Source organism: Staphylococcus canis, assembly GCF_016238445.1.
In the GTDB taxonomy this organism is placed as follows: Bacteria; Bacillota; Bacilli; order Staphylococcales; family Staphylococcaceae; genus Staphylococcus; species Staphylococcus canis.
Map to the genome: position 1 here is coordinate 40,478 of NZ_JABANU010000006.1, position 18,323 is coordinate 58,800.

The following is an 18,323-nucleotide window of genomic DNA, read 5'->3' on the forward strand; positions in this document are numbered from 1 at the left end:
GCGCATATGACACAACAGATTTTAGATAAATTAGGTAGACCTATTCGTGATTTGCGCATTTCCGTCACAGATCGTTGTAATTTTCGATGTGATTATTGTATGCCAAAGGAAATTTTTGGAGACGATTATGTTTTTCTACCTAAAAACGAATTGCTATCATTTGAGGAACTTGTGCGCATCACACGCATTTATGCTAAATTAGGCGTTAAAAAAGTAAGAATCACAGGTGGAGAACCTTTAATGCGTCGTGATTTACATCTATTGATAGAACAAATTAATCAAATCGATGGCATTGAAGATATTGGACTTACTACAAATGGCTTACTACTTAAAAAGCATGGTCAAAAATTATATGATGCTGGATTAAGACGTTTAAACGTGAGTTTAGATGCCATTGATGACAAGCTTTTTCAAAGTATTAATAATCGTAATATTAAAGCTTCAACAGTCTTAGAACAAATCGACTATGCCTTATCAATCGGATTTAATGTTAAAGTGAATGTCGTTGTACAAAAAGGCATTAACGATGATCAAATTATTCCGATGCTACAATATTTTAAAGATAAAGCGATAACGATTCGTTTTATTGAATTTATGGATGTTGGTAATGATAATGGTTGGGATTTTAGCAAAGTGGTTACTAAGGACGAGATGCTTAATAAGATTGAACAACAGTTCGATATCGAAAAAGTGCCACCGCAGTACTATGGCGAGGTTGCGAAATATTATCGTTATGCAGGATCTACATCGAAGTTTGGACTGATTACGAGTGTATCTGACTCATTTTGTCATTCTTGTACAAGAGCGCGTTTATCTTCAGATGGTAAATTTTATGGTTGTTTATTTAGTACCGTTGATGGCTTTGACGTCCGTCCGCTTTTAAGAAGTGATGCTACAGATGAAGAAGTTGAGGAACAATTGAAATCATTATGGCGCATTAGAGATGACCGCTATTCTGAAGAAAGAACAGAACAAACTGTTAAAAATCGACGTAAAAAGAAAATTAATATGAACTATATAGGTGGATAATAAAAAAGTTGGGACAGCACATTGTGAGTTTGAAGAGATATCATAATTTCTCAAAACCATGTGCTTATCCCAACTTTTTGTGTTAATGTGGACGTTTAAAAATGAGAATCAATCCAACGATTAATAAAGGTAGACCTAGAATAATGCCGAATATCGCAAAACGTTCACCAGTTGTTGGTAATTGGTCATTATGTTTTTTTGCGGTGTTAATTGCTTTTTGAATCTCACCAAAAGTTTCAGCACTTGAAACTTTGGCTTTATATTGATTCTTTTCTGATTGTGGTAATTGTTTTAAATTTTGAATATACAATTGACCTTCAGATTTTTTTTGATCGATAACCGATTTGGATGGTTCTTGTGTATCCTCGGTAGGTGTGTGTTGTGATGCTTTGTATTGCTTAAAGTCAATTTGTGCGAGTAACGGGTCATGATCACTTGCACGACCTGACATATCTGTAAAGTCACTATTTACATGAATCATGTCTAGTAGTGTATATGGTTTAAGGTTTTCGCTTACTAGTATGTGATCTAGTGTTTGGCTATTACCTTGGTAAACATAAGAATATCTTAATGCTGCTTCAACATCATTTACCATATTGTACAAACCATGAGAAGCGAGTGTTTGTACAGCATCTGACCATTGAAAGTCATTATAGTCACCAACTGAAACGATGTGCGCATTTGGATTATCTTGTTGAATTTGATCTACAAAAGCACCGACGAGCTCAGCTATTTGTTGTCGTTGTACTTCGCTTTCATACGCAACTGGCTGCTTTTGACCAAATAATGGGTCATCTCCACCTTTAGAATTCCAATGATTTACAATCGCAATAATTTGCTCACCATTGAATTTAAATTGTGCTGCTAAAGGTTTGCGTGAATTTTGAAATGCCTCTGAATTCGGTGCGATACGACCAGGATTGTGCGTTAAATTCCCATTTTTATAGCCTACAGCTGTAGAGGCATCTCCTGGCGAGATATGATCGTCAAACGTAACGCGTTGTGGATTATATAGGAAACCTACACGAATATTTGCGTCAGGTTGTCCGCCATCTTGATTATTGTTTGGGTCGATATTGATGTATCGATAAGTTGGACCTCCTGCTGCCTCAATGGCTTGTATCAATCGTTGATAAGATTGATTCGCTTCAGCTGTTCCTTTATCTGGACCATTATTATCTTGGACTTCTGTTACACCGATAATATCGGGCTTTTTCATGTGCGTTACAATTCCCTTAGCTAGCTTTTGTGCTTTGTCATCAGATGATGTCTTTTTATTGTTTGAAAAGTTTTCTAGATTATAAGAAGCGATAGTCAATTTATCAGGATCGGGTTCAATTTTTGTTCCTTTTGGGTAACTTTGACTCTCATGGAACGCATCCTTCATATCTTTTGTATCTACTAACACTTTATAATTTTGATAGCCGTATCCGACAACTCCTGTAATTGGACCTTTAAACGTATCACCCGTTTTGACATTAAATGATTCTGCTTCATTTTGGTTGTCCATGAGTTTAAATGCAATACGGTCTCCATTTTGGTCAGAAGGTTGTAAGAGAACGCCGCCATTTTCAGTTTCTTTCTTGCGCTGATGTAATACAGCAAAAATATCACCATATTGTTGTGGACCGACACTGCGAACATTGCCAAATTCAACGCGCATACCTTCTAGGGATTCCCAGAAGTCAATCGCATATTGGTTACGGTCATATACATTGAAGTGTTGATCTGATGCGATTTGACGAGGTATGTGTTTAATTTTAATTGGTTTCGGTAACTTCTGATTAGATGCTTTGGTTACGATAGCGCCACGTGCACTTTGACGTGCATCAAGTTCAGTAATTGGTAAATCTGTTTCTTGTCGATCACGATACCCCTCAATCGCGTATTCACGAATGGTACCTGAAACATGCACAAGATCCCCAACTTTAACGTCTGAAGGTGTTTTGCCCGTATAGACGATAAGCGCTTCTGATGTATTTAAATCTTTATCAGTATGCTTGTCAGGTGTTTGGATGTGCAGATAGTGTTGTCCTTTTATCTCATATTGATAGGTGACAATCCCCTCTACATTTTGGACAAATTGATCTTTATATTCAGATTGATGTTTAGCCCCTTGAATGTCATGAATTTGAGTAACGGATTCGGCGGCATTGGTGGACATGTAACTTGAAAAAATAACACCAAACCCACTTAATATTAGTAAAAACATTAAATATACTTTAAATACGTGACGTTTCAAAACAAATCCTCCTAAAAATAGTAGTAAATGGTGCGAATTCTTAGAAGCGAATATAACCCCAAAATCATTACAAGTAGGTTAGTCAGACTGATGTATCTGATATAACAAATGATGGTAGAGCTGTTCTAGTACGATATTCGTTTGCTCAAGGTTTTCTTCAGGTATGTCCATAGTATTAAGTACGTCACGCTGTAATTGTTCAATGCGTTTTTTAACACTGTGATGTACAAATTGGCCAGTTTTTGTCAAACTGAGCAACTTTTCACGTTTATCTTCACCCGGTTTAACATTGAGCCAACCTCTATCATCGATGGCTTTTAAAATTTTACGTGTTGTTGGTTTTTCGATGGATCGTCGCTTTGAAATTTGTACAAGTGTTGTCTCAGGATGTAACGCGATATCTTTCATCACTAACCATTGCGCAGTATGTATATCGTATCGATCTAATAAAGGTTGAGTGAGCTTAATATAAGGACGATATAGTCGGGTGAAATGATCAAATAAGTCTGAAGGTTGCATAAATAACTCCTTTCTATAGGTATTGAGAAGCAGTCATGTTTCATACTTGTGAAACATTCAAAAATTATAATGAATTTAACACTATTTATAAATTATTATAGCATGTCTAACATAGTTTAATAGAGGTGATAATGTTAATGTTGGTTGAATTTTACAAGAGGGACGATGAAGTCTTGTGAGCGCAATATAGACACGATGTCATAAAAATGAGATAAGATATTTCAAAGAGATTTCATTAAGAATATTTGATAAAATAGCATTAGGACTTTTTGATGAGGAAGGCGATGACATGATAGAGATTCAATTTGACCATATCATACATTATATAGATAATTTAAAAAGGTTTGAATTTCCCGGGCAATATTTAAAAATTCATAATGGAGGTCGACATGAAAAATTAGGAACATACAATCGACTCATTCATATTGATCTTAGTTACATCGAATTACTAGACCGCTTCGATCATGGACGTGTTAAGCAACAATCGAAAACAAATGAAGGTAAACAGTCTTTTGCATCTTCTATCTTAGAAAATGATGCGAAACAAGGATTTAAAAAAATTTGTTTACGTACGAATAATATTGAAGGGTTGCAACAGGAACTGGAAATGAAAGGGATTAAAACGATTGGTCCAATTGATATGACACGTCAAAATAAAAAAGGCCATACACTTTCATGGCAATTGTTATATATTGACACTACGTTATGTTCAGCTTTATCCCCATTCTTTATCCAATGGCAACAAAGTGACGAAGCGCGACGTTCCGAGTTACAAACGCACTTTCAAAGTCATTTAAAAATAGATACAGTAGGATTTCGTACATATCAGAGACAAATGATGGTTGACAACTGGCAACAATGGCTAGGTATGGAAGTAGTTGAATCGTCAGATAAAGTCACAGTACTTCAACATCCTAATACACCTGTAAAGTTTAAAATCACAGAAGGTAAAGAGGATATGATAGAAAGTATACGACTCATTGATGAGACGATTACAGCCCCCGTTCAAATTCGTATCAAAGGTGCGACATATCAATTTGTGCCACCTAATGATACAACGTTAAATAAACCGCACGAACTAGCATAACAACATGAACTAACGCAATACTTAAACTGAATAGTGCAAGTATGCGTTGCGTGCGTGTTTGGTACAGTAATATAAGATACACAGATAAGACTGTAGTTAATGCAACAATTAGAATTCGAATGCTTAAGTAATCGATTCCTAAAGTTTGAAATGTAAGTATCAATCCCACTAAATTGATGATTGAAAATAAGATTAAAATAATATTTCGCATTAATTTGACCTCCGTCACAGATTATAACACAATAAGATATAAGGCTAATTTAATACGATTTCGTTAGATAAGGAGTAGTAGAAAAGAATGAAGTTAATGAATATTACGAATCAAGATCATGATGCTTTTGTAAAAAGTCATCCGAATGGTGATTTACTTCAGTTAACACAATGGGGTGAGACCAAAAAGTTAACAGGTTGGTACGCTAAACGTATCGCTGTAGGTGAAAATGGAGAAATTAAAGGCGTAGGACAATTACTATTTAAAAAAATTCCGCGTACGCCCTATACACTTTGTTATGTATCAAGAGGGTTTGTAGTTGATTATACAGATTTACGTGCTGTTAAAACACTTTTAGCAGAAGCGATAAAAATCGCAAAAGCTGAAAAAGCATATACAATTAAAATTGATCCCGATGTCGAAGTCGATAAAGGAATGACTGTAGTTCAAGAATTAAAAGATTTAGGTTTCCGTCACAAAGGATTTAAAGATGGATTAGCTAAAGATTACATTCAACCTCGAATGACAATGATCACACCAATTGATAAAACGGATGAAGAACTCATTCAAAGCTTTGAAAATCGTAATCGTTCAAAAGTGCGTTTGGCCATGAAACGTGGTACGGTTGTTGAGCGCAAGTCACGTGAAGATCTTAAAATATTCGCAGACCTTATGAAAGAAACAGGTGAGCGAGATGGCTTTTTAACACGTGATGTTTCTTATTTTGAAACAATTTATGATGCGTTACATCCAGATGGAGATGCTGAACTCTTCTTAGTGAAATTAGATCCAATCTCTACGCTCAAAAGTTTTAAAGCAGAAGATGAAGCATTAGAAGAAGAAAAGGACAAACTCAAGCAAAAGAAAACACAATCTAAAAAGATTAAAAATAAAATTAAAGATGTTGAATTGAAGCAACAAAAAAATAATGAACTGATTAAAGAGCTTGAAGAACTCAAAACGACACATCCAGAAGGTATCTATTTATCAGGAGCGTTATTAATGTTTGCTGGACATAAGTCATACTACTTATATGGAGCTTCATCTGATCACTATCGTGACTTCTTACCAAACCATCATATGCAATTTGAAATGATGAAATTTGCACGAGAAAAAGGAGCGAAAACGTACGATTTTGGTGGTACGGATAATAACCCAAGCAAATCATCAAGTCATTATGGACTATGGGCATTCAAAAAAGCATGGGGGACGCATTTAAGTGAGAAAATTGGAGAATTTGACTTTGTTTTAAATCCAGTGGTGTATAAAGCTGTAGAGCAGTTTAAGCCACAATTGACACAAGCCAAAATTAAAATTGTGCGTAAACTCAAAGCAATCAAAGATAACCGGAGATAGAGAGACATGTGAATAAGTAGGAGTGAGGACGATTTATAGATTCATCTTTAACGACTCGCTCCTATTTTACATATGAATATAATAATGGAGGTACTCATATGATTAAAAAATTGATAGACTTTTCACTATCAAATAAATTCGCGGTTATGTTGATGGTATTGTTAGTTATCATTGGAGGTATTTATTCAAGTTTTAAAATGCGTCTTGAATTATTACCTGATGTCGAACCTCCTACGATGACGATTGCAACTGCAATGCCAGGCGCAACACCAGAAACCGTAATGAAAGAAGTCAGTGATCCGATTGACGATCAAATTCGGGGGATGGCAGATGTAGAGAGTGTTAAAACAGAATCGCTATCCAATGTTTCACTGATTACAATAAATTTTGACGAAAAAACAAACTTAGATGATGCAGAACAAAAAATACAAAAAACATTGAGCAAAATCAACTTTGACGATCAAGTCGAAGAGCCAGATATTCAACGTAACTCAATGAATGCATTTCCAGTCGTAGCCTACTCTGTCTTACAAAAAGACGATAATGTAAAAGAAGCAACTTCAAAAGTAAAAAACAACCTCATTCCAAAGCTCCAAACTATTGATGGTGTTCAAAATGTAAATCTCAATGGTCAAACAGAACGTAAAGTAAGTATTCAATTTAACCAAGAAAAATTACAAGGTATTGGACTTAACGAAAAACAAGTGACTGACTATATTGAGGGAGCAACTAAAGAAGCACCCCTCGGACTATTCCAATTTGGAGATACTGAAAAGTCTGTGATAGTAGATGGTCAATTCACATCTGTAAATGCTTTAAAAGATATGAACATCCCAGTCACAGCCCTTCAACAAAGTAATAGTACATCAAGCGAAGACGATTCTAAGCAAAATGACCAACCAGAATCATCTGCTCAAACAATGACACAACCTCCAGAAAGTGAATCAACACCACGTGAAGTTAAATTAAGTGATATAGCTCAAGTAAAATTATTAGATGAACGTGATTCGATATCAAGAACAAATGGTAAAGAAGCAGTTGATATCCAAGTCATTAAAGCACAAGATGCAAATACAGTGGCTGTAGCGAATAAAGTTGATAAAGTTGTTAATGACTTTATTAAGGACAATAAAGATCTTAAATCTGTTCAAATTATGGATACAGCTAAACCAATACAAGACTCACTTAACACGATGATTGAAAAAGCACTTTTAGGATCTATTGTTGCGATTATTGTTATTATGCTATTCTTACGTAATATACGAATGACGGCCATTGCACTTGTATCCATTCCGATGTCATTATTAATCGCGATGATGGCATTGAAATTAACAGATGTTTCCTTAAATATCCTGACACTCGGTGCGTTAACAGTAGCGGTAGGTCGTGTTATCGACGACTCTATTGTAGTCATAGAGAATATATATAGACGGCTTAATCGAACGGATGAACCTTTATCGGGCGAACCACTCATTGTCTCTGCGACAAAAGAAGTGTTTATACCGATTATGTCATCTACACTAGTAACCATCGTTGTGTTTGCACCATTGGCATTCGTAACTGGCTCAGTAGGTCAAATGTTTAGACCGTTTGCTTATGCAGTGAGCTTTAGTTTACTCGCCTCATTATTAATTTCGATTACAGTAGTACCAATGTTAGGTTCGGTCTTTTTCAAAAAAGGATTAAAGAAAAAATCCCAAACACAATTGGGTGTAGTAGGTACTGGGTATAGAAAAGTGCTGAACTGGAGTCTTAATCATAAGTGGATTGTATTATTACTTAGTACGTTATTACTTGTTGGTGTGCTCATTTTAGGTGTCATGAAAGTGGGAACAAGCTTTATTTCTACAGGCGAAGATAAATTTATGGCGTTAACATATACGGCTAAACCTGGAGAAACTGAAGCAGGTGTTCTAAAAAATGCCGAGCAAGTCGACAAATATTTGCAAAACAACAAATATGTTAAAAATGTTCAATATTCAGTAGGTGGCAAGTCGCCGATAGACCCAACAGGCGATACAAACAATATGGCATTAATGGTAGAATATGCATCTGATACACCAAACTTTGATGAAGAACCTGAAAAAGTTTTAAACGATATCGACCGTTATCATCATAAAGGTGAATGGCAACAACTGGATATCGGAACAGGTGGTATGAATAATGCATTAGAAGTGAAAGTGACAGGACCATCAACAAAAGCGATTGAAGGTACAGTTAAATCAGTTGAAAAAGAAATGAAAACGGTTAACGGATTGACGAATGTTAAATCTGACCTTACAGAAACATATGAAGAATATCGCGTTAAAGTTGATTCGGATCGTGCAAGTCGTTACGGTGTGACTGCAGGACAACTTGCATTACTGTTAAATCAAAATATTCCTGAAGTGACAGTGTCACAAGTAAAAGACAAACAACACACATATGATGTTGTCGTTAAACATGAAAAAGAAACACATTGGACTGAACAAAAATTAAAAGAAACACCACTACCGACACCTGTTGACCCTAATGCAACATTAAGTGATATCGCGTCAATAGAAAAATCGACGACACCAAATTCACTGGTTAAAGAAGGTGGAGATTATACAAGCACAGTAACTGGCCAAATCTCAGGTGATGATGTGGGTGCCATTTCACAACAAGTTCTGAAAAAACTTGAACAGTTAGATACACCAAGTGATGTGCATACTTCACTCGGTGGTACAAACGAAGATATTCAAGATGCATTCTCTCAACTTGCGATTGCTATGCTTGCAGCGATTATTATCGTTTATCTAGTGTTAGTTTTAACATTCAAAGGTGCATTGGCACCATTTACAATTTTATTTTCACTACCGTATACTGTGATAGGTGTAGTCCTTGCACTTATTTTTACAGGTGAAACATTATCTGTACCAAGCATGATTGGTGTGCTCATGTTAATCGGTATTGTCGTAACTAACGCTATCGTGTTAATTGATCGTGTTATTACGAATGAAAGACAAGGCTTAACGATGAAAGAAGCGTTGTTAGAAGCGGGAGGCACGCGTATTAGACCTATTTTAATGACCGCGATTGCAACAATCGGTGCATTGATTCCTTTACTTTTTGGACAAGATAGTTCAATTCTTATCTCAAAAGGACTTGCAGCAACAGTGATTGGTGGGTTATTATCATCTACATTACTAACATTAATTGTAGTACCCGTTATTTACGAAATTCTATTTACACTGAAGCGTAAAATGATAAAGTAAACATCATAAGACATTTTAATAATAGATAAGCATCTTATGAAGTGAGGACAGTATAAGCTATTGAATTCTGATTGTATTCTGAATCAAAGTATGTCCTACTTCTAAGATGTGTAGTCTATTATAGAAGGGGAGTAAGTATGAGTTATACAACAATATTGAATGAAATTCCGGATAGTTATTTTGGAAAGACAATGGGAAGAAAAGTCGAACATGGCCCATTGCCATTAATTAACTTAGCAGTAGGTATACCTGATTCAGATACACCACAAGTAATATTAAATGAACTGAGTCAAGCGATTTTAAAACCAGAGAACCAAAAGTATCTCGCATTTCAAGGAAAAGATACCTTTAAACAAGCCATAGTTGATTTTTATCAACGTCAATTTAATGTCACGCTCGATCCTGAAAAAGAAGTATGTATACTATATGGGACTAAAAACGGTCTTGTAGCTTTACCAACGTGTACGATTGAACCTGGTGAAGAAGTCCTATTACCTGATCCTGGATACACTGATTATTTAGCAGGAGTTTTACTCGCAAAAGGGCAACCGAACCCATTACCATTATTACCTGAAAATCATTATTTACCGGATTGGGAAAATATTGATACATCAAAAACGAAACTCATTTATTTAACATATCCAAACAACCCAACAGGCTCTGTAGCTACACCGGAATTTTTCCAAGATACAATCAATCGTTTCAAAGGCACAGAAACAAAAATTGTGCATGATTTTGCGTATCAAGCGTTTGGTTTTGATCATCCGAATCCGAGTATATTACAAGCAGAAGGGGCGAAAGATGTGGCTGTTGAAGTCTTTTCATTTTCAAAAGGCTACAATATGTCAGGATATCGTGTTGGCTTTGCGGTAGGTAATGCGGACATTATTAAAAATTTACAAAAATATCATACACACACGCAAGCAGGCATGTATGGTGCATTACAAGATGCATGTACAGTTGCATTAAATGAGTGTGATGATGTTTTAGAAGAGCAAAATGAAATCTTTGCGCGTAGACGAGATATCATTGAGCGCGCACTAGTAGAGGCTGATATTCCACACGAACCTATTAAAGGTGGTATATTCTTATGGCTACAATGTCCTCCGGGATATTCAAGTGATGCGTTTATTGAATATTTACTAAAAGAGTTATCAATATTAGCAGCGCCTGGGCATCCGTTTGGTGAACGTGGTGAGGGATACGTACGTGTCTCATTTTCTATAGATGAAGCACAACTCAAAGAAGCTTTAAATCGTCTTGTGTCTATACAACATTTATATCATTAAAAACAAGTTTCGTATTGTTGCGTTTGAAAACTTTACAAGAGATGCGTGATCTCATCATTTCCAGTTTGATATTGTATAAAAAAGACTGATTTTCACATAAAATGAGAATCAGTCTTTTTTGATTAGATTTATATCTGCACACTTTTCTGTGTTACATTACTACAAATGCTAAGATAATATAGATTACTACTATCAATATAGAAACTAAATTTAAAAGTTGGACTCCTTTTTGATCGCCTTTAGCATGTTTAAATGCGGTAATTTCAATATTTGCGATTAACAGTACTAGCACTACAAACAACCACCATGCTGAAGCCGGGTAATACGTTAAAGAAGTTGCGACGACTATAATAAGTAATAACCCCATGAGACCACGTAAAATTTTAGGAAGTCTCATGTTCATCTTAAAGATACTGATATAGCTCACAACGAGATACAAAAGTGGTAAGAGTATCAAATAGAGTAACATGACCTGCATCCTTTCTACTTTATATCAATTGGAGATTTCAAAAATAAAACAACATTATCATCATTAGGCGCATGTTTGGATTGTTACTTTTCCTTAAATCAATTGCAATCCTATATACATTTTAAAAATAGCTCATATCATTCAAAAGAGGGGATGATTGGCGCCTTATACGATGTATTTATTACAAACTATGTAATTACTGTTGACGAAGTTGTGTACGTAATTCTGAAATTTGTTTTTCAATACTTTCGAGTTGTTGAATCAGTGGGTCAACGGCTTGAGATGTTGATTCACGCTTTTCTAAATCTCCTTGTAATCGAATATAGTCTAATTTTAATTCTTCTAATTGATCTTCTAATCCCATAAAACAAACATCCTCCTTTTTTATTAACATTTATTATAACATGCGTTTTCAATAATCATAAATCGGATGCGTTAATCATATTACTGTGATGGAACTACAGTCAAAATGTCAATTGATTACCGGATACATATTTAAATTTACGATATTCTGATGAGATATGGAAACCAAGTTCGTTAAAACGTTCTACAAGGCGATGATTTTTACTTCGAATTTTAAAATAAATTTGAGTGACCTCTTTTTCATTTAAAGCAAAGTGAATCGCATGTTGTATTAAATCAAAAGCAATACCTTTTAAGCGATAATCCGAATGGGACGAAAAGTACTTGATTTCAGCGTGCTGATGTTGTGTATCAATAATCAAATATAGATACCCTTTTAATATACCTTCTGCCATATATAAAAAGAGATGATGATTGTCATCTAATGAAGCTTCAATGTCTCGAGCTGACATCGCATTATGCGTGAAAGTGGATTCATGTAACTTTTGAAATGCACGGAAATAGTTTGGGTGGTACTCGATCATGTGATGTAAGTTCTCAGACTCCCCAATATCGTTTTGTGCTTCTAAATAGTAGTCTGTGAAAGTGTATGACGCACCAATCGTTTTCATATAGGACTTAATATGTTGATGTTCAGCTGCATAAGCAAAGTAATATGTTGTATGGGGATCGTGATGTTGAATCATTTCATAAAATAAGGATTTAAACACTGGACCAGTTGGTGTGTAACCTTGCTTGATAATTGGGCCTATAACTTTAAAACGACCTTCAAAATACGGCATGCACATGAGTGCCATTTGGATCGTTTGATTGTCTCTTACAATATATATACCTGTCGTTTCCATAATTTCATCTATAAAAAGTGATAAACCTGCTTCAGATTTTAATGGAAGCTTATTCGTATAAGATTGTGCCTTGTTGACGTTATCTTGAATAAATGTCATAACTTCTAATTTTGACTCTGCTTTAGTAATCTCCATCATGCCCCTCCTCCAAAGAAATACTTATATTTATTATAAGTGGTTTTAGAAAGAATTGAAAGAAGGGATAAATGGATGTGTATGCAGTAAGTTGAACGTGTTACAATAAGGCCAATACATCATATAAAGGAAGATAAACTATGAAATCATTAATTTTAGCAGAAAAGCCTTCTGTCGGACGTGATATTGCTAAAGCATTAAATGTGACACAAGCACGCAATGGTTTTTTTGAAAATAATAAATATATTATTACTTGGGCGTTAGGTCATTTAGTGACAAATGCCACACCAGAGCAATATGATAAAAAGTATCAGAAGTGGGTATTAAGCGATTTGCCAATTATCCCTAAAACTATGAAAACGGTTGTGATTGGTAAAACACGTAAGCAATTCAATACCGTACAACAACTGATGAAAAGAGATGACGTGAAAGAAATTATTATCGCGACAGATGCTGGACGTGAAGGAGAACTTGTTGCCCGATTGATTATTGATAAAGCGCATATCCGTAAACCGATTAAACGTTTATGGATCAGTTCAGTTACTGAAAAAGCGATTCGCGAAGGGTTTAAACATTTGAAAGACGGTAGAGCATATAATCATTTGTATCAAGCAGCGCTCGCACGAAGTGAAGCAGATTGGATTGTTGGGATTAATGCTACTCGTGCGCTAACTACAAAATATGATGCACAATTGTCTTTAGGCCGTGTACAAACGCCTACGATTCAACTGGTAGCGACACGTCAACAAGAAATCAAACAGTTCCAACCGCGTAGTTATTATACATTGACTGTGCAATATCAAGACGCCACATTTGAATATATTCATCAGCACCGTATTTTTGATCGTACAGCGCTAGAGAAGGTTGTTGAAAATATTCGAGATCATTCAGCACGTGTGACATCAGTGGAAGAAAAAACAAAAAAGACTTATCCGGGTTTACTATATAATTTAACTGATTTACAACAAGCGGCATATCAGAGATATCGGATGGGTGCAAAGCAAACTTTAAATGCATTACAGCAGTTATATGAACGTCATAAGTTGGTGACATATCCAAGAACAGACTCTAATTATTTAACAACAGATATGGCAGATACGATACAAGAACGTGTACAAGCGACAATGGCGACAGATTACCGTGAAGCGGCTAAAGCGTTAATTAAGCAAACATTCACTGCTAAGGCGAAGTTTATAAATAACCATAAAGTGTCTGACCACCATGCAATTATTCCAACTGAAGTAAGACCACATTTAGAACAATTATCTGCGAGCGAAAAAAATGTGTATTTATTAGTCGTTCAACGATTTTTAGAAGTCTTATCACGCCCGTATCAATATAAAGAAAAGAAAATAACGCTAAATATCAATGGAGAAAAGTTCCAACATCAATCCCATGAAACGCTACAATTAGGATTCAAAGCATTACAAAAAAATCAAACTGTTAATCATACGCGTATCTCCTTAAAAGAAGGGGATGTAATTCAAACACAAGGTGCTACAATTCACTCACATGAAACAACGCCGCCGCCTTATTTTAATGAAGGCACATTACTTAAAGCGATGGAGCGCCCAGACCAGTTTATTAAAATTAAAGATAAGCGCTCAGCACAGACATTAAAATCAACAGGTGGTATCGGAACAGTTGCGACACGTGCAGATATTATTGATAAGCTTTTCAAAATGAATGCGATTGAAAATCAAGACGGTAAAATCAAAGTGACTTCTAAAGGGCGTCAAATATTAGAACTTGCTCCAGAAGCGCTTACTTCTCCATTATTAACAGCAGAATGGGAAGATAAATTAACGCAAATTGAAAAAGGTAAATATCAACGTCAACAATTTATAAATGAAATGAAACAGTTTACCCATGAAATCATTCAAACAATTAAAAACAGTGACCAAAAATATAAACATGATAATTTGACGACGGCGGAATGTCCAACGTGTGGTAAGTTTATGTTAAAAGTTAAAACTAAAAATGGCTCTATGTTGGTTTGCCAAGATCCTTCATGTAAGACAAAAAAAGATGTACAAACTAAAACAAAAGCACGATGTCCGCAATGTAAGAAGCGCCTCACAAAATTCGGTACTGGAAAAAGTGCAACATATCGTTGTGTGTGTGGATTTACAGAAACTCAAGAAAATATGGACAAGCGCTTTAAAAATAAAGGGAAAGATAAAGTATCTAAACGAGATATGAAAAAGTATATGAAAGACGAGGAGTTAGATAACAATCCATTTAAAGATGCATTGCAAGGATTGAAACTATAAACTCTAAATCTCGAACATAAGATATAGAAAAAGATGAAAAGTTCGTATTTCATATTGAAATCAAGTGCTAAACGTATTAAACTATGAAAGTATTTTAAAAAAGAGGAGAAGAAACAGTGAAACGATATTTCCAATTTGACAAGTACCACACAAATTATAAGCGTGAAATATTTGGTGGTCTTACGACTTTCTTATCTATGGCATATATTTTAGCAGTTAATCCTCAAGTTCTAAGCTTAGTAGGTGTTGAAGGTGTTTCACCTGAACAACGTATGGATCAAGGTGCGATATTTGTTGCAACGTGTCTAGCAGCTATTGTAGGTTGTTTATTTATGGGCTTTATTGCACGTTATCCTATCGCCCTTGCACCGGGGATTGGACTCTCTGCATTCTTTGCATTCACAGTTGTTGAGAGTATGGGGATTCCATGGCAAGTCGGTTTAACAGGTGTATTTTTCTCTGGCTTTATATTTGCGATATTAACGGTCACAGGTCTAAGGGAAACCATTATTAACGCCATTCCCTATGAAATGAAGATGGCAGTCTCAGCAGGTATTGGAGTATTTATTACATTTGTTGGCCTTCAAAGTTCAGGGATCATTACTAATGAAGAATCAACTTTAGTCACGTTAGGTAATATTACAGAGCCATCTGTATTACTTGCGATATTTGGGTTGATTTTAACAGTTGTACTTTATGCGAAAAAAATTCCAGGAGCTATTTTTATTGGAATGGTGATTACAGCGATTGTGGGATTACTAACGTCACAAATCGCACCGCCGTCATCTGTAATCGGTAAAATACCAAGTATCGCACCAACGTTCGGCGCAGCATTTGAGACATTTCAAGATCCAGCACAACTGTTTACGATTCAGTTCTTGATTGTGGTCCTTACATTTCTATTTATTGATTTCTTTGATACTGCGGGAACATTAGTTGCTGTTGCATCACAAGCAGGGTTTATGAAAGATAATAAATTACCAAGAGCAGGACGTGCTTTATTCTCTGACTCATTAGCAACAATGGTGGGCGCTATTTTTGGTACGACAACGACAACGTCTTACATAGAGTCAACAGCTGGAGTTGCTGTAGGTGCACGTACAGGATTTGCAAGTTTAGTGACAGCTTTATGTTTCTTACTTGCGTTATTTTTCAGTCCATTAACAGCGGTTGTAACACCTGCTGTTACAACACCAGCACTCGTAGTAGTTGGTGTGTTGATGGCATCTAACTTAGCAGAAATTAGTTGGAAGAAGTTTGAAGTGGCTGTACCTGCATTTATTACAGTCATTATGATGCCTTTATCATATTCAATTGCAACAGGTATTGCGTGCGGATTTGTTTTCTATCCAATTACGATGTTATTGACTAAACGTTATAAAGAAGTTCACCCGATTATGTATGGACTGATGGTGATCTTTATTCTATATTTTATTTTTGTACACGGTTAAATAAAAAGCTAGAGGCTAGGAACTAATTCCTAACTTCTAGCTTTAATTTTATTTATACATTGTTTTATGATCATACATTACTTTTGCGTTTCGATTAGATAGATACACAGGTGTCATGAATAAAACTAATAAAAAGAAAATAGTCAGTCCGACCATTAACCAGTGAAGCAACATGCCTAAAAACGGCACAACAGCTATCGCGTTTGCAATAATACCGATTAGTGGAATTACAAGCATCGGTTTAATTGCGCTTTGACGATCGAAAACAAGAACAAGTAACATAATAAGATAAATAAAGGCATTAAATGCGAGCAACTGCCAACCAGAAGCTAAAATAAAAATACCTCCAATAAATGGAAAACCAGATATAAATTCAGAGATAAGCACGATTATTCCTAAAATAATAAGCGCACTTTTTGAGTTTCGTTTCATCAAATCACCTTCTAGATAAACAATTGATTATATAAAATTAGTAAAAAGGATATTAAGTTATCCATTCATCTACTATATATTATAATGTGTAAAAAGAAAAACACCAAAAAACATGATTTTATCCTAAAAAAATTGAGATAAAAGGTTGAACTTAAAAGTTATTTACAGTAAAATAACATGGTATGCAAAAAGGCAACAAAAACTTTATGAAAAGTCTTGACATACATATGCGTAGTCGTGTATGATGTCAAATGTTGGACTTTTAATGCGATGAAGCGAAAGGTTACTGACACACCCGGCCGCTTTGCCATGGCGATGTGTGAGATAGTTTTCGTGGAGAAGTCTATCACTAAATGAAGACGTATAAGGAGGGTAAATGATGGCAAAACAAAAAATCAGAATTAGATTAAAAGCTTACGATCACCGCGTTATCGATCAATCAGCTGAAAAAATTGTGGAAACTGCAAAACGTTCTGGAGCGGATGTATCTGGTCCGATTCCATTACCAACAGAAAAATCTGTTTACACAATTATTCGCGCGGTACACAAATATAAAGATTCTCGTGAGCAATTCGAACAACGTACACACAAACGTTTAATTGATATTGTTAACCCTACACCAAAAACTGTAGACGCTTTAATGGGTCTTAACTTACCATCTGGTGTAGACATCGAAATTAAATTATAATAGAAAATTTTAGGAGGTGGACTTTCGATGACCAAAGGAATCTTAGGAAGAAAAATTGGAATGACACAAGTATTCGGTGAAAACGGAGACTTGATCCCTGTAACAGTAGTAGAGGCAAAAGAAAACGTAGTATTACAAAAGAAAACTGAAGAGGTTGACGGTTACAACGCAATCCAAATCGGTTTCGAAAATAAAGAAGCATATAACAAAAATGGTAAAACAAATAAATATGCTAACAAACCTGAAGAAGGTCACGCTAAAAAAGCTGACACTGCACCTAAGCGCTTCGTTCGTGAATTCAGAAACATGAGTGTTGAGAATTACGAAGTAGGTCAAGAAGTCACAGTTGATACATTTGAAGTTGGTGACGTTATCGACGTTACAGCTACTTCAAAAGGTAAAGGTTTCCAAGGTGCAATCAAGCGTCATAATCAAGGCCGTGGACCAATGTCACATGGTTCTCATTTCCACAGAGCACCAGGTTCTGTAGGTATGGCATCTGATGCTTCTCGCGTATTCAAAGGACAAAAATTACCAGGCCGTATGGGCGGTAACACTGTAACTGTTCAAAACTTAGAAGTTGTTCAAGTAGATGCGGAAAACAACGTAATTTTAGTTAAAGGTAATGTACCTGGCCCTAAAAAAGGTTTTGTTCAAATCCAAACAGCAATCAAAGCTGATAAATAATCAGTAGTGAA

Annotated in this window: 16 protein-coding genes; 9 read left to right on the top strand and 7 right to left on the bottom strand. The window is 35.5% G+C overall.

The genetic code is table 11. From position 1 onward, the window contains the following. The first annotated feature begins 6 nt into the window (after positions 1 to 6). Positions 7 to 1,029: a GTP 3',8-cyclase MoaA gene (moaA, locus tag HHH54_RS03335; RefSeq protein WP_198617424.1), complete on the top strand. Its 1,023-nt coding sequence runs from the start codon at positions 7 to 9 to the stop codon at positions 1,027 to 1,029. 82 nt (positions 1,030 to 1,111) lie between these two features. Here moaA and HHH54_RS03340 read toward each other — a convergent pair whose 3' ends face one another. Together HHH54_RS03340 and HHH54_RS03345 are read right to left on the bottom strand one after the other, a co-directional pair. After that, positions 1,112 to 3,193, bottom strand: coding sequence for a DUF8508 domain-containing protein (locus tag HHH54_RS03340; RefSeq protein WP_349771830.1), 2,082 nt, complete (start codon positions 3,191 to 3,193; stop codon positions 1,112 to 1,114). 156 nt (positions 3,194 to 3,349) lie between these two features. Further along, positions 3,350 to 3,790, bottom strand: coding sequence for a MarR family winged helix-turn-helix transcriptional regulator (locus HHH54_RS03345; RefSeq protein WP_198617426.1), 441 nt, complete (start codon positions 3,788 to 3,790; stop codon positions 3,350 to 3,352). A gap of 289 nt (positions 3,791 to 4,079) precedes the next feature. On the opposite strand from HHH54_RS03345, the gene HHH54_RS03350 reads away from it, so the two are divergent. Beyond that, the gene (locus tag HHH54_RS03350) at positions 4,080 to 4,877 is read left to right on the top strand and encodes a VOC family protein (RefSeq protein WP_198617427.1); all 798 of its coding nucleotides are present in this window, start codon (positions 4,080 to 4,082) and stop codon (positions 4,875 to 4,877) included. Here HHH54_RS03350 and HHH54_RS03355 read toward each other — a convergent pair. After that, positions 4,837 to 5,088, bottom strand: coding sequence for a hypothetical protein (locus tag HHH54_RS03355; protein WP_198617428.1), 252 nt, complete (start codon positions 5,086 to 5,088; stop codon positions 4,837 to 4,839). The genes HHH54_RS03350 and HHH54_RS03355 overlap by 41 nt on opposite strands. An 87-nt stretch (positions 5,089 to 5,175) precedes the next feature. Here HHH54_RS03355 and HHH54_RS03360 point away from each other — a divergent pair, with 87 nt between their 5' ends. The 3 genes from HHH54_RS03360 to HHH54_RS03370 all read left to right on the top strand — a co-directional run bounded on the left by HHH54_RS03360 (position 5,176) and on the right by HHH54_RS03370 (position 10,969). Further along, complete coding sequence (locus tag HHH54_RS03360; protein WP_198617429.1) at positions 5,176 to 6,444, top strand: lipid II:glycine glycyltransferase FemX; 1,269 nt, start codon at positions 5,176 to 5,178, stop codon at positions 6,442 to 6,444. Positions 6,445 to 6,542: 98 nt separating this feature from the next. Beyond that, on the top strand, positions 6,543 to 9,680 hold the full coding sequence (locus HHH54_RS03365; RefSeq protein WP_198617430.1) for an efflux RND transporter permease subunit: 3,138 nt from the start codon (positions 6,543 to 6,545) through the stop codon (positions 9,678 to 9,680). Between the two features lie 137 nt (positions 9,681 to 9,817). Continuing rightward, entirely contained in the window at positions 9,818 to 10,969 is a 1,152-nt protein-coding gene (locus HHH54_RS03370) for an aminotransferase class I/II-fold pyridoxal phosphate-dependent enzyme (protein WP_198617431.1), read from the top strand. 151 nt (positions 10,970 to 11,120) lie between these two features. Here HHH54_RS03370 and mspA read toward each other — a convergent pair whose 3' ends face one another. The 3 genes from mspA to HHH54_RS03385 form a co-directional block, all read right to left on the bottom strand. Continuing rightward, positions 11,121 to 11,438: a membrane stabilizing protein MspA gene (mspA, locus tag HHH54_RS03375; RefSeq protein ID WP_198617432.1), complete on the bottom strand. Its 318-nt coding sequence runs from the start codon at positions 11,436 to 11,438 to the stop codon at positions 11,121 to 11,123. A 196-nt stretch (positions 11,439 to 11,634) separates the two neighbouring features. After that, positions 11,635 to 11,802, bottom strand: coding sequence for an SE1832 family protein (locus HHH54_RS03380; RefSeq protein WP_198617433.1), 168 nt, complete (start codon positions 11,800 to 11,802; stop codon positions 11,635 to 11,637). Between the two features lie 100 nt (positions 11,803 to 11,902). Then, the gene (locus HHH54_RS03385; protein WP_198617434.1) at positions 11,903 to 12,781 is read right to left on the bottom strand and encodes a GNAT family N-acetyltransferase; all 879 of its coding nucleotides are present in this window, start codon (positions 12,779 to 12,781) and stop codon (positions 11,903 to 11,905) included. Between the two features lie 140 nt (positions 12,782 to 12,921). Between HHH54_RS03385 and HHH54_RS03390 the strand changes: the two genes are divergently transcribed. Continuing rightward, a complete protein-coding gene (locus HHH54_RS03390; protein WP_198617435.1) occupies positions 12,922 to 15,054 on the top strand; it encodes a DNA topoisomerase III in 2,133 nt (710 codons plus the stop codon). Positions 15,055 to 15,170: 116 nt separating this feature from the next. Further along, a complete protein-coding gene (locus HHH54_RS03395) occupies positions 15,171 to 16,505 on the top strand; it encodes an NCS2 family permease (RefSeq protein ID WP_198617436.1) in 1,335 nt (444 codons plus the stop codon). A gap of 48 nt (positions 16,506 to 16,553) precedes the next feature. On the opposite strand, the gene HHH54_RS03400 is transcribed toward HHH54_RS03395, so the two are convergent. After that, the gene (locus HHH54_RS03400; RefSeq protein ID WP_198617437.1) at positions 16,554 to 16,937 is read right to left on the bottom strand and encodes a hypothetical protein; all 384 of its coding nucleotides are present in this window, start codon (positions 16,935 to 16,937) and stop codon (positions 16,554 to 16,556) included. A gap of 379 nt (positions 16,938 to 17,316) precedes the next feature. Here HHH54_RS03400 and rpsJ point away from each other — a divergent pair, with 379 nt between their 5' ends. Both rpsJ and rplC read left to right on the top strand, forming a co-directional pair. Continuing rightward, positions 17,317 to 17,625: a 30S ribosomal protein S10 gene (gene rpsJ / locus HHH54_RS03405; RefSeq protein ID WP_001118667.1), complete on the top strand. Its 309-nt coding sequence runs from the start codon at positions 17,317 to 17,319 to the stop codon at positions 17,623 to 17,625. A gap of 27 nt (positions 17,626 to 17,652) precedes the next feature. Further along, the gene (gene rplC / locus HHH54_RS03410) at positions 17,653 to 18,312 is read left to right on the top strand and encodes a 50S ribosomal protein L3 (protein ID WP_198617438.1); all 660 of its coding nucleotides are present in this window, start codon (positions 17,653 to 17,655) and stop codon (positions 18,310 to 18,312) included. The last annotated feature ends 11 nt before the right edge of the window (positions 18,313 to 18,323 follow it).